The organism is Robertmurraya mesotrionivorans, assembly GCF_050971805.1.
Lineage (GTDB): Bacteria > Bacillota > Bacilli > Bacillales > Cytobacillaceae > Robertmurraya_A.
The window spans coordinates 243542-256914 of record NZ_JBPCCH010000001.1 but is presented as its reverse complement, the minus strand read 5'-3'; the positions used below and the strand labels follow the sequence as shown (position 1 = coordinate 256914).

Sequence of the window (13373 nt, the reverse complement as noted above, 5' to 3'; positions counted from 1 at the left end):
GGTGAAAAGACTTACTTTACGTTAAGTTTATCAAAGATTCAGATATTTGTCATAGTTTTATTTTACATTGTTTCTAGTAGCTTAAGTAATTTTGGTTTTACTTCTGCTAAAAAATATAGCGATCCTGTAATGACAAGCACTTGGTTTTCCCCAAGATGGAATAGTTCATCTTCAATACTTGCCTCCCAATCCATGTTTTCTTTTTTATTTTCAGACAAACTAATCGAGTAGAGTTCTTTGCTGGTTGCTGCGCGCGGAAAATCAAAGGATACGAAGGTGATTTGAGAGGCGATTTCATCTAGCTCTTGAATCATTCCATCTAGCTTTTTATCTCTTAACGCCGCAAAAACGATGTGGATTTCCTTATCATGGTAGCGTTTTTTCGCTTCACGGACCAATGTGTGAATTCCCTCTTCGTTATGAGCTCCATCAATAACAACCGTCGGGTCGTTACTTACCACTTCAAATCTCCCTGGCCAATAGGCTTTTTTTATACCCTTTCTAATAGACGTGGAATCAATTACAAATTGATTCGTATCATTTAATAGATGAGCGGCCATAATTGCTAAGGACGCATTTTCTATTTGATGTTTACCTATCATTGTCGTTTGAATAGAAGACCAGTTTTTATCAGCCATCTTCCAATCAAACTCTTCCCCATTTGAAAATGACTGATGGTTCATAACATGAAAGTCTTCCCCTAATACCAAACAATCTGCATTCTCTTTCGATGCTTTCTTTTTTATTACTTGTAACGCTTCTGTTTGGTGAACAGCTGTAATAATGGGTACACGTGGCTTAATAATACCAGCTTTTTCAAATGCGATTTTCTCATGGGTATCACCTAAGATGGCAGTATGGTCAAGACCAATACTTGTAATAATCGACAGAAGAGGATTTATAATATTTGTTGAGTCAAACCGTCCACCTAGGCCGACCTCATATAGTACGATATCAACCGAGCTCAACTGACCAAAATAATAGAGCGACATAGCTGTTATGACCTCAAACTCCGTTGGTCCCCCTAGTTCCGTTTGCTCAAGTTCATCACTCAAAGGTTTAATTATATTGACTAAACGCACAATATCATCATTAGATATAGGCTTTCCATTCACACTAATTCGTTCGTTAAATTGCTCAAAATACGGGGAAGTAAAGGTGCCAACCGTATATCCCTGCTCTTCTAAAATGGATCTTAAAAATGTAACAGTCGAACCTTTTCCGTTCGTCCCCCCGATATGTACGGAGTGAAAATGTTTCTCTGGATGACCAAGCCTGTCCATCATCCATTCCATTCTTGTAAGCCCCGGCTTGATTCCGAGCCTTAATCTAGCATGAATCCATGCCACTGCTTCTTCATAAGTAAAAAACATGATGGTTCACCTTTCATAATAGAGTGAGGACGAATCCATTTTAGATTCGTCCTACTAAATATTACAGTCCTTTTAATTCATTTAAACGCGTTTCTACTAGCGTTCGTTTTTCCATGTAGTCTTTCTCTTTTGCACGCTCTTCATTAATTACTTTCTCAGGCGCCTTCTTCACAAAGCCTTCATTGCTGAGTTTCTTTTGAACACGTTCTACCTCTTGGGTAAGCTTTGCGTATTCCTTTCCTAGTCGAGCAATTTCTTCCTCTATATTTAGCAGTCCAGCTAGTGGAAGAATAATTTCTGCTCCTGTTACAACAGCTGTCATCGCCTTCTCTGGCTCATCAACTACCGTTCCAATGACTAATTCTTCAGGATTACAGAAACGCTCAATATACGCACGGTTCTTTTCCAACACAGCAGAGATATTGTCGTCTTTACCCTTTACAATCATGTTAATCTTTTTGCTTAGCGGAGTATTTACTTCTGCACGGATATTTCGAACAGAACGGATAATCTCAACCAATAGCTTCATATCGGAAGCAGCTTGATGATCAGTTAACTCCTCATTTACTACAGGCCATGGTGCAACCGTAATTGACTCTCCTTTATGAGGAAGGTTCTGCCAAATTTCCTCTGTAATAAACGGCATGAATGGGTGTAGAAGTCTCATCGTTTGATCAAGAACATAAGCTAATATAGATCTTGTTGTTAACTTTGCTGCTTCATCCTCACCATAAAGTGGAAGCTTCGCCATTTCGATATACCAATCACAGAAGTCATCCCAAATGAAATTGTATAGAACACGACCAACCTCACCAAATTCATATCGATCTGATAGTCTTGTTACGGTTTCAATGGTTTCATTCAGTCTAGTTAAAATCCATTTATCCGCTACAGACTTTTCACCACTTAAGTCAATTTGTTCATACGTTAATCCGTCCATATTCATTAACGCAAAGCGTGAGGCATTCCAGATTTTATTAGCAAAGTTCCAAGTTGCTTCTACCTTTTCCGTGCTATAACGTAAATCTTGCCCTGGAGAGCTTCCTGTTGATAAGAAATAACGCAATGAGTCTGCGCCATACTTATCAATTACTTCCATCGGATCAACACCGTTTCCAAGTGACTTACTCATTTTACGCCCTTCAGCATCTCGAACAAGTCCGTGGATAAGGACATCCTTAAATGGACGTTCTCCTGTGAATTCCAAGCCTTGGAAGATCATTCTTGATACCCAGAAAAAGATGATATCGTAACCAGTTACAAGACAATCGGTTGGATAGTAACGCTTGTAATCACTTGATTCGATATCTGGCCAGCCCATGGTCGAAAACGGCCAAAGAGCAGAACTGAACCATGTATCTAATACGTCCTTATCCTGTTCCCAGTTTTCAATATCTGCAGGAGGCTCATGATCAACATGTACCTCTCCTGTTTGTTTGTGATACCACGCTGGAATACGGTGGCCCCACCAAAGCTGACGAGAAATACACCAGTCACGAATGTTTTCCATCCAGCGCAGGTACGTGTTCTCAAATCGGTCAGGAACAAAATTCACTTTTTCTTCTTTCTTTTGTAAGGCGATTGCTTCATCTGCTAAAGGTTGCATTTTAACGAACCACTGTGTTGATAAATATGGCTCAACTACTGCACCACTTCTTTCTGAGTGCCCAACTGAGTGCATATGCTCTTCAATTTTAAATAATACGTCATCTGCTTGAAGATCCTTAACGATTTGCTTACGACACTCGAAGCGGTCCAGCCCTTGGTACTTACCGGCATTCGCATTCATCGTGCCATCTTCGTTCATTACTAGTACGCGTTCAAGATTATGTCTATTTCCAATTTCAAAGTCATTCGGGTCATGTGCCGGAGTTATTTTCACTGCGCCTGAACCAAATTCCATATCTACGTAGTCGTCACCAACGATTGGGATCTCACGACCAACAATCGGCAAAATAACTGTCTTCCCAATCAAGTCCTTATATCTATCATCCTCAGGGTGAACAGCAACTGCCGTGTCTCCAAGCATGGTTTCTGGTCTTGTAGTTGCCACTTCAATGAATCCTGAGCCGTCACTTAAAGGATACTTCATATGATAGAAAGCACCTTGAACATCCTTATAAATAACTTCAATATCAGAAAGCGCTGTTTTTGTTGCTGGATCCCAGTTGATTATATACTCTCCTCGATAGATAAGTCCCTTTTTATATAATGAAACGAAAACCTCTCTTACTGCTTTCGACAATCCTTCATCCAGCGTAAAACGCTCTCTGCTGTAGTCAAGACCTAGACCCAGCTTTGACCACTGCTCACGTATATGACTCGCATACTCTTCTTTCCACTTCCAAGTTTCTTCCACAAATGCCTCACGACCAAGATCATATCGGCTTTTTCCTTCGGCACGGAGCTTTTCTTCCACCTTTGCTTGTGTTGCAATACCAGCATGGTCCATTCCTGGCAACCACAATACATCATACCCTTGCATACGTTTCATTCTCGTAAGAATATCTTGCAAGGTGGTATCCCAAGCATGCCCTAAGTGTAGCTTTCCTGTTACGTTTGGTGGCGGAATAACGATTGTATATGGCTCTTTCTCTTGGTCATTAAGTGCTTGAAAGTATTTTCCCTTTAGCCACCATTCGTATCGACCACGTTCAATCGTATTTGGGTCGTATTTGGTTGGCATTGTTAATTCATTTGTTTCCATTTTGTTCCCTCCTAAGCTAAATACAAAAAAACTCCAATCGTCTAAAAAGGACGAATGGAGTTTGCTTCGCGGTACCACCTTTTTTCCAATCAATAAATAAACCATGATTGGCTCTTAAAATAGATAACGGACTTCCCGTCTTTCACTACAAAGCATTGCTGTTCGTAAAAGATGCTCAAGGGCGACCTTCAATTGGAACGCTTAGAAAACCTTTCAGACACGAGTTTTCCTCTCTTAAAGCGAGTAACCAACCTACTCTTCCCTTTCAAAGCAGATTTCTGTATTCAATTATGTAAGACTAAAGATATGAACCTTCATTTTATACTCCATATACTACATAAAAAAGTACGTTAACGTCAATAAGGATACCCATATTTTTTTATAACCATACATAGAGTAATGGAAGAAGCATTTTTTTACTAGCCTCTATGGTATTACATTATGAACTTAGGAGGGATTGGTGTGAAAAGAAGGTATAATCCTTATACATTGCCACCATGGTTAAGGACTGTGAGAGGAGTATGCAGACAATTCATTATCCCTTTTTGTATCTTTCAAGGAATTCGAACCATCTTTCTTCCAACAACATTTGATGTATTGTTTCTAGCCATACTCATTGCTCTAGCTATTGCATTTCACTTTGAATTTATTTAGGGAGCCCATTAACTTTGGGCTCCCTCGTTACTTTGAGCTGCCGCTGCAGCTTGTTTTTTTTGTCTTTCAATTTCCTCTATACGCATGACGACGTATTCAGAATTTTTTAATAACCAAAATTGTTTCTGCAGGCTTTGAACAAACTTTCTTTCATTTCTTTCTTTTGATTTATAATACTCTTCCACCACCCTTAACACAGGACCGGGATGAGCAAAATAAGCTAATAATAAGAGCATTTCGTCATCTTTTAATGGAAAGTACTTTAAATACACATATAACCAGTCTATACAGTCATCACAACGCTTTGGAAAGGTATTTAACAGTCTTGATAAAAAAGGTAAAATATCATGAATGGCAGCTCCTTCTCTGCTACCTTCAAGATTAATAAAATATCCATATCCTCTATCATCATAGAGAAAATGCTCAGAAGAGATCTTACCATGAACCAAGACCGCTCTGGCCTTCGTTTCTTCCTTTGTTAGCTCGAACCATTCTTTTAGCTTGTTTTTGGAATACGTTAGTGCTTGACGAATGTCATTGTAATACAAGCAAAACAAAAGTTCGGTAGGGGACATATATTGTTTTCCTTCACATGCTTCAATATAGCCTTCAATAAATTCTGTCTCTTTTTCCCAAAGTGATGAAAGAGAAGTATAATGTTCTTCTTTTTCTTGAGGATCAATGGTCACTTCATGAAGCGACAATGTATGAAGCCTTGCTAGCTCCCGGAAAAGCTGTTGATTTCTTTCATTCCTGTTTTCTTTTTCCTCATTTGGTAACCATGGCATCAAGTAATATAACGCTTGATTATGCAAAACCGCATAGCGTCCATCAACCGTTGGATAAACAGGGACAATACGGTTGTATCCTTTCTGATATAGATATTGGATATGTCTAATAAAATCCGTTCCGTGTTTAGGAGCTATCTTTTTTAGAGCAAATACTCCTTTATCACTATAAATACGAAAGATTTTCCCAAATCTCTCAATAAATTGTGGCTTAACTCCGTAATTTTTTAACACCGGCTCCATTTGCTGCAAATAATTAACATTCGACAAGGAGGCTCAACCCTTCCATTAAAAACAACAAGGGCAGGAGTTGTCACCTGCCCAATGGTTGTTCTTCTATTTATGAGCAATAGGAATAGGTATATAAAGAACTTGCCCTTCGTATATATCTTGATTTAACTCAAGATGGTTTACCTTAAGTAATTGTTGTACAGGTACTTCGTAACGTGCCGCTAATTGTTCAACCGTTTCTCCGCTTTGAACGATGGCTACACGAAGTTTTGTTAAGTCTTCCGTCTCCTCTTTTCGAGCAAAAAACTCGGTTAAAGACATCCCCTTTTTTGAAGATTTCTTTTTCTTAATCTTAGGCTGAGGAGGTGAAGAAGAAGATTCTACTTCTGCTTCTGGTTGGAGTTCTGTCACTGATTGTGGCGGAAGTTCGGCTTCTGGTAAAGGCTGAAGCTCAACCTCTGGTGCCTCCTCAACGACTTCTTCTACAACCTCTTGGGGTCCTTCACTTCGAGCTGCTGAAAAAGTAATTTCAGGCTCTTTCGCTTCGTTTACAGGAAGTTGTGGTGCTTCAAAAAGTTCAACCGCTTTATTTATTGAAACCACTTTTTCCTCTGTATCATCTGCTGATTTTCTCGCTTCCACAGCGAATGGTTCATACTCATGTTCCAAAATCGTTGGTTCCTCTTGTTCTTCTGTACGAAGCTCATGAGACCCTTCAACATTTTCTTCTACCTCATCAACGGTTGCTTCTCGGTAAGCAACCTCAAGTTGAACTTCTTCCACTTCTGCTTCTTCATGTGCCGGTTTATGCTGCTGATCTCCATAAAGACCCGTAATCGTTAAATCGGCAGTTAGCTTCATACAGCTTCTTTCTTGAAAAAGATAATCAAAGCTTTCCACTTCAACATGGATGTCATCAATGCTTTGGATACGGTTATTAGGAATGGTTATATCTACCGGAAAACGGTGTGAAAACTCATAGAGTCCCTCTTCCCTCTCCTCCACATGATGAACGAACTTCGGAGCAGTAAACAAATCCTCCTCTTCGTTAGAACCATCATTGTAACGCTGATATTCCCCTGTTAATTCTAATGCACCTTGAATGGTGACATATTGTTCGTTTTCATGAATCGTAATATTTGGGTCAAGTGAAATAGAAACTAACTCCTCTACTTCCTGTCCCTTTTGAAACCACACCGATTCTTCTAATGAAAATCGCAAGCACGACTCGTTACCTTGAGACAAAGCGACTCCTCCCTTCATATCCTATACGTTTAATCACTATGTCATTATCACTCTATGAACTAGTGAATATTTTTATGAATAAAAGTAATCGCTAAGAGCGTGTTTACATAAAAAAAGAGACCCATTAGAGTCTCTTTCCTTGTAATTATCTTAGCTTTGAAAAGGCCATTTCGATGGCTTCGATTGTTTTTTCGATATCCTCGTTACTATGAGCTGTTGAAAGGAACATTCCTTCAAATTGAGAAGGTGGTAAGAATACACCCTGATTCGCCATTTCTTGATAATAAGTAGCGAAATAATCAAGATTTGAAGTTTTGGCTTGTTCGTAGTTTGTAACAGCTTCGTTTGTAAAGAAAAATCCGACCATCGATCCCACACGGTTGATGGTGTGAGGAATATCGTGTTTTTGTGCTGCTGCTCTTATTCCCTCTTCAAGCAATGCTGCTTTACGCGCAAACTCCTCATAATGATCTGGTGTAAGCTGGCTTAGTGTTTCTAATCCTGCTGTCATGGCAAGAGGATTACCAGAAAGCGTTCCAGCCTGGTATATTGGGCCACTTGGTGCGATTTGCTCCATGATTTCTGCTCTTCCTCCGTAGGCTCCAACAGGTAGCCCACCACCAATAACTTTTCCAAGACATGTTAAATCAGGAGTAATTCCAAAATATCCTTGCGCACAGTTGTATCCAACTCTAAACCCTGTCATTACTTCATCAAATATTAAAAGTGCTCCATATTGCGTAGTAATATCTCTAAGCCCCTCTAAAAATCCTGGTTGCGGTAAAACAACTCCCATATTTCCTGCAACAGGCTCTACTATGATTCCAGCAATATCATCGCCGAATTGCTCAAATGCATAGCGAACACTTTCCAAATCATTATACGGAACCGTAATCGTATTTTTTGCGACCCCTTCTGGAACACCAGGGCTATCAGGAAGACCTAAAGTTGCCACACCAGATCCTGCTTTGATTAACAGAGAATCACCGTGACCATGGTAACAACCTTCAAATTTTAAGATTTTATTTCTCCCTGTATATCCACGAGCTAAGCGCAAAGCACTCATGGTTGCTTCCGTTCCTGAAGAAACCATACGAACGATTTCAATAGACGGCACTCTTTCTTTTACTAATTTAGCTAGTTTCGTTTCAATCAAACTAGGAGCACCAAAGCTTGTACCAAGTTCTGCCACCTTTTTAATCGCTTCAACGACACGGTCATTTGCATGACCCAAGATTAATGGTCCCCAAGACAATACATAGTCAATATATTCGTTTCCATCTATATCATAAATTTTCGAGCCTTTTCCTCTCTCCATAAAAATCGGATCCATTTTCACCGATTTAAACGCACGAACAGGACTGTTTACTCCACCAGGCATAAGTGTTTTTGCTTCAGTAAAAGCTTCAATAGATTTAGAATAAGAGCGCATAAGTACCCCTCGTTTCATCAAGTATTAGTTTTCTTTTAACCATCTTGCTGCATCTTTGGCATGGTAAGTGATAATAAGGTCAGCACCTGCTCTTTTCATACCGGTTAGCATTTCCATTACAATATTTTTTTCATCAATCCACCCGTTTTGAGCCGCAGCTTTAACCATTGAATACTCTCCACTCACATTATAGACAACTACAGGCAGGTGAAAATTATTTTTTATATCACGTACAATATCCAAGTATGGCATTCCAGGCTTCACAATAAGGAAGTCTGCTCCTTCCTGAACATCTGAACTTGCTTCTCTTAAGCCTTCCATTCGATTGGCTGGATCCATTTGATAAGTTTTACGGTCTCCAAATTGAGGTGTGCTCTCAGCCGCTTCACGAAATGGTCCATAAAAAGAAGAAGCATATTTCACAGCGTAAGACATAATAGGGATATCCTCAAAGCCTGCCTCATCTAAGCCTGCTCTTATGGCCGCAACAAATCCGTCCATCATATTTGAAGGAGCTATAATATCCGCTCCTGCTTTTGCTTGGCTAACTGCTGTATCCGCTAATAATTTCAGTGATGGATCATTTAATACTTTACCATCTTCGATCACTCCACAGTGCCCATGACTAGTGTATTCACATAAGCATGTGTCCGCAATAACAACGATATCAGGATGCTGTTCTTTTATGACTCGAGTCGCTTCCTGTACAATTCCATGATCATGAAAAGCACCCGTACCGCACTCATCTTTTTCATTTGGGATTCCAAATAAAAGGACGGACGTAATCCCAAGTGCTACAACTTCATCCATTTCAATTTTTAATTGATCCAATGATAGTTGAAAAACTCCTGGCATAGATTGAATGGCATTTTTTATATTTTCACCTTCTACTACAAAAATTGGATATACCAAATCTTCAAGGTGTAAGTGGTTTTCACGAACCATTGTGCGTAATGTTGCTGAAGATCGTAAACGACGGTGACGAGAAAATGATTGATTCATTTGTTCTCCCTCTTTCCTATTATTTTCATAATACTTTGTAGCATATGATCAATTGTGTACGTATTTGGCATGGCGTCCACGCGTAAACCTAGAGCATTAGCCCGTTGAAGAGTAACAGGCCCAATACACATGAACAGGCAATGATCAATAGTCGATAATAAATTCATTTCTTTCACAACAGCCATAAAATGATCAACTGTCGAAGGGCTAGTAAAACTTATGATATCTAACTGCTTTTCTGTTAGCGCCTTCACTAATGCGTCCCGACTGCTGTCAGGAAAAAACGTTTCATAAATGACTAGTTCATCCACATGGGCTCCCTTTTTTTCAAGGGTGGTAGAAATAAGTTCCCTAGCTAAGTTTCCTTTAGGAATTAGAACATTCGTCCCTTTGCTAATATTCGGTGAGAATTCTTCAACAAATGCTTCAGCCACATATTCTTTTGGCTTAAAGTCAACTGTTACCCCTTTTCTCACTAAGGCTTCCTCCGTTTTTTCACCAATAACAGCAATCTGTATGTGATCGAGGGCGGTCGGGTTTATGTTGAAAGCAAAGAATGTTTCTACAGTCACATTACTAGTAAAAATAATCCAATCATATTTATGTAGTTTTTTATGCAGGAGGATAGCCAGATTGGCAGAAGCAACTGGTCGAAAGGAAATAAGAGGGATTTCCACTGGAATCCCCCCATATTTCTTGACTAAATCTGAAAATGGTTTTGCATGCTTTTTTCCTCTAGGAACAAGAACCTTCATTCCGTTGAGAGAGTATTCATCACTCATTCACTATCAAGCTCCACTTTCACCGCGTCAATTAACGCTTTACCTCCGTTAGAAATCAGCGCATCTGCCACTTGCTCCCCTAGCTTTTCAGGATCTTGTCCACTTGCTGATTCCTTTAAGATGGTTTTTCCATCTGGAGTTGCGACAAGCCCTGTAAGAGAGATATCACCGTTCTCTTCAACTTTTGCATACCCTGCAATCGGGACCTGACAGCCGCCTTCCATCTTTTGAAGAAATGCTCTCTCGGCTGTCACTGCTTGTTTGGTTTTCACACAAGTAAAACGAGATAATAAGTTAAGTAGCTGTTCATCACTTTCTCGGCACTCTATCGATAATGCACCTTGACCAACTGCTGGGATACATACTTCATCATCAATAAACTCTGATACTACCTCACTTGCCCACCCCATTCTGGAAAGGCCAGCAGCAGCTAGTATGATTGCGTCATATTCTCCCGTTTCTAATTTGGCTAATCGTGTATCAATATTTCCTCGTATCCACTTTATTTCAAGGTCTGGTCTAATCGCAAGCAGCTGTGCACTGCGACGAAGACTGCTTGTGCCAACGACAGAACCAGGCTTTAATTCATTAATAGGCGTGTGATTTTTAGAGATTAGCGCATCTCGATGATCCTCACGAAATGGAATACAACCAATCACTAAACCTTCCGGCAGGACAGCTGGCATGTCTTTCATACTATGTACCGCCATATCTATTTCCTCATCAAGCATTGCCTGCTCAATTTCCTTAACAAATAACCCTTTTCCACCAACTTTAGATAAAGTTACATCTAGGATTTTATCCCCCTTCGTAACAATCTCTTTTACCTCAAATTCAAAGGATGGGTCTAATTTCTTCAACTGGTCAATGACCCAGTTTGTTTGTGTAAGTGCAAGCTTACTTCTTCTGGAGCCAACTATAATTTTCCGCATGTAAACCTCCTATGTATGTATCCTTAAGTGTACCAAAAGTGGAAGGATGATAAGTTGCCTATTAAAAAGAAATTGATCAAAACAATTAAGAATGAAGCAATATTCCAAAGAGCCAATGACCTTCCATACAGCTCCTTACTAACACGTAAGTATAAATAAATGCTATATGCAATCAGTACACCGAAAGAGCCAATGACCTTTGCATCTAACCAAAACATCTCAGGAATTTTTAAGTATGCCCATTGAATTCCTAATATGACTGCTAGCATTAGCATAGGCACACCAATGACATTTAAAACATATGACATATGCTCAAGTTTAGATAAATCAGTAATTCTTAACAGCCTAGCTCCCCACTTCTTTTTCTTTAGTAAGTTGTACTGAATCAAATAAAGAAAAGAGAAAACAAAAGAAAGGGAAAAAGCTCCATAAGAAAGAATCGCAAGTGTTATATGAATCAACAAAAGCTCCGAGATGAGCTGCTCGGCCATCACGTGAGATTCAAATTGTACTGGTGCAAACGTATGGATAGCTAGAATAATAAACCCTAAAACATTTGTAAAAAACACAATGAAATCAACACGAAGTAAACGATTGATTCCTAATGATAAAGTAATTAACACCCATGCATAAAAATAGAGCCCTTCAAATATGGTAAGCACCGGGAAACGGCCGGTTTTTAACATGTACAAAAATAAAAACATCGTTTGAAGTAACCACACAAATGCAAGTAACCAGAAGGCAACACGATTTGCCTTCCGGTTATGATGTAAGAAATCAATAAAATATAAGAGCACGCTCAAAGCATACAGGACAACGGTCAGCTCATGCAGCCTCGTCATATAGTAGTCAAACATTCGCTTCTCCTCTTTTATGATTGAAAGGAAGGCTGTGGGTTTGTTACAACCACTCGATTTGGCTCCGCTTCTCTCAGAACTTGTTGCTCTTTTACAAGTTCATCAATATTAAAGATTTTCACAAACAAATCTAACGCTTGTTCTGAATCTTTTCGAGCGGCTAATTCCTTTGCTTGAAGAATTGGATCCTTTAGCATTTGATTAATAATACTTTTCGTATGTTTATTTAATACTTTAAAATCACGTTCAGACAGATGAGGAAGCTTTCGTTCTAAGCTCTTCATTGTCCCGGACTGAATCGTAAGTGCTTTTTCACGTAAAGCAGAAATAATAGGGACAACCCCTAGTAAATTTAGCCATTGTTTAAAGTCAACAATTTCTTCTTCAATCATCATCATAATTTGTGCAGCTGCACGCTTTCGTTCTTGAAGGTTCGCTTCAACGATTCCCTCCAAATCATCTATATCATATAAGAAGACACTCTCAAGCTCAGCTAATGCTGGGTCCAAGTCACGTGGAACCGCAATATCAACCATGAATAAAGGCTTTCCTTTACGCATCTTTTCTACTTGAGTCATCATATCCTTTGTAATAACAAATTCTTTTGCACCTGTTGAACTTATTAAAATATCTGCATCAATTAAAGAACACTGAAGCTCTTCTAGTGTTTTAGCTTCACCTTCGAAACGTTCAGCTAAATTCTGAGCCTTTTCATACGTGCGATTAATAACAGTTACCTTGCTAGCTCCATTTGCATGTAGATGCTGTATGGCAAGTTCTCCCATCTTACCTGCACCAAGAATTAACACATGTTTTTTATTTAAGGAACCAAAGATTTTCTTCGCTAGTTCAACCGCTGCATAACTTACTGATACCGCATTCGCACCAATATCTGTCTCTGAATGTGCTTTTTTAGCTAAGGTTACTGCTTGCTTGAAAAGCTGGTTAAAAACCGTACCAACTGCTGCATTTTCCTGAGCTAATAAAAAGCTTGTACGAACTTGACCAAGAATTTGTGTCTCGCCTAATACCATTGAGTTCAAACCGCATGTTACACTAAATAAGTGTTCCATAGCACCGTCATGTTCGTATATAAATAAATATGGTGAAAATTCGCTTTGCTCAATCGAAAACCATTCTGAAAGAAATTCTTTTATATAATATCTGCCTGTGTGTAGTTGATCAACAACCGCATAGATTTCTGTTCGGTTACAAGTAGAGACAATCACATTCTCTAACACACTCTTTTTTTCTTTAAGAGCGTTCATTGCTTCCCCTAACTGCGAAGGGTTAAATGTCAAACGCTCACGAATTTCAACAGGGGCAGTTTTATAATTAAGACCGATCACTAATATATGCATACAGAAATA

Annotated in this window: 11 protein-coding genes and 1 other annotated feature; of the genes, 1 reads left to right on the top strand and 10 read right to left on the bottom strand. The window is 39.2% G+C overall.

The window, feature by feature from the left end; all coding sequences use genetic code 11:
• Positions 1–62: 62 nt before the first annotated feature.
• Positions 63–1373: a bifunctional folylpolyglutamate synthase/dihydrofolate synthase gene (locus ACRX5O_RS01245; RefSeq protein ID WP_433904278.1), complete on the bottom strand. Its 1311-nt coding sequence runs from the start codon at positions 1371–1373 to the stop codon at positions 63–65.
• A 61-nt stretch (positions 1374–1434) separates the two neighbouring features.
• Positions 1435–4080, bottom strand: a complete 2646-nt coding sequence (locus ACRX5O_RS01240; protein WP_433904277.1) for a valine--tRNA ligase — start codon at positions 4078–4080, stop codon at positions 1435–1437.
• A 43-nt stretch (positions 4081–4123) separates the two neighbouring features.
• Positions 4124–4358, bottom strand: a binding site (T-box leader).
• Between the two features lie 184 nt (positions 4359–4542).
• Between ACRX5O_RS01240 and ACRX5O_RS01235 the strand changes: the two genes are divergently transcribed.
• Positions 4543–4734: a YszA family small membrane protein gene (locus tag ACRX5O_RS01235; RefSeq protein ID WP_433904276.1), complete on the top strand. Its 192-nt coding sequence runs from the start codon at positions 4543–4545 to the stop codon at positions 4732–4734.
• Positions 4735–4742: 8 nt separating this feature from the next.
• On the opposite strand, the gene ysxE is transcribed toward ACRX5O_RS01235, so the two are convergent.
• From ysxE to hemA, 8 genes are all read right to left on the bottom strand, one after another.
• Positions 4743–5792 carry a spore coat protein YsxE gene (gene ysxE, locus ACRX5O_RS01230; RefSeq protein ID WP_433904275.1) on the bottom strand — a complete coding sequence of 350 codons (1050 nt, stop codon included), beginning with the start codon at positions 5790–5792 and terminating at the stop codon, positions 4743–4745.
• A gap of 66 nt (positions 5793–5858) precedes the next feature.
• Positions 5859–6998 carry a stage VI sporulation protein D gene (gene spoVID, locus ACRX5O_RS01225; RefSeq protein WP_433904274.1) on the bottom strand — a complete coding sequence of 380 codons (1140 nt, stop codon included), beginning with the start codon at positions 6996–6998 and terminating at the stop codon, positions 5859–5861.
• A 145-nt stretch (positions 6999–7143) separates the two neighbouring features.
• A complete protein-coding gene (gene hemL / locus ACRX5O_RS01220) occupies positions 7144–8430 on the bottom strand; it encodes a glutamate-1-semialdehyde 2,1-aminomutase (protein WP_433904273.1) in 1287 nt (428 codons plus the stop codon).
• Positions 8431–8454: 24 nt separating this feature from the next.
• The gene (gene hemB / locus ACRX5O_RS01215) at positions 8455–9432 is read right to left on the bottom strand and encodes a porphobilinogen synthase (protein ID WP_433904272.1); all 978 of its coding nucleotides are present in this window, start codon (positions 9430–9432) and stop codon (positions 8455–8457) included.
• Positions 9429–10214, bottom strand: a complete 786-nt coding sequence (locus tag ACRX5O_RS01210; RefSeq protein ID WP_433904271.1) for a uroporphyrinogen-III synthase — start codon at positions 10212–10214, stop codon at positions 9429–9431. The genes hemB and ACRX5O_RS01210 overlap by 4 nt, the downstream gene beginning before the upstream one ends.
• Positions 10211–11146, bottom strand: coding sequence for a hydroxymethylbilane synthase (hemC, locus tag ACRX5O_RS01205; RefSeq protein ID WP_391557289.1), 936 nt, complete (start codon positions 11144–11146; stop codon positions 10211–10213). The genes ACRX5O_RS01210 and hemC overlap by 4 nt, the downstream gene beginning before the upstream one ends.
• Before the next feature lie 23 nt (positions 11147–11169).
• Positions 11170–12003, bottom strand: coding sequence for a cytochrome C assembly family protein (locus ACRX5O_RS01200; RefSeq protein WP_430774720.1), 834 nt, complete (start codon positions 12001–12003; stop codon positions 11170–11172).
• A gap of 14 nt (positions 12004–12017) precedes the next feature.
• Entirely contained in the window at positions 12018–13364 is a 1347-nt protein-coding gene (hemA, locus tag ACRX5O_RS01195) for a glutamyl-tRNA reductase (protein ID WP_433904270.1), read from the bottom strand.
• Positions 13365–13373: the final 9 nt, after the last annotated feature.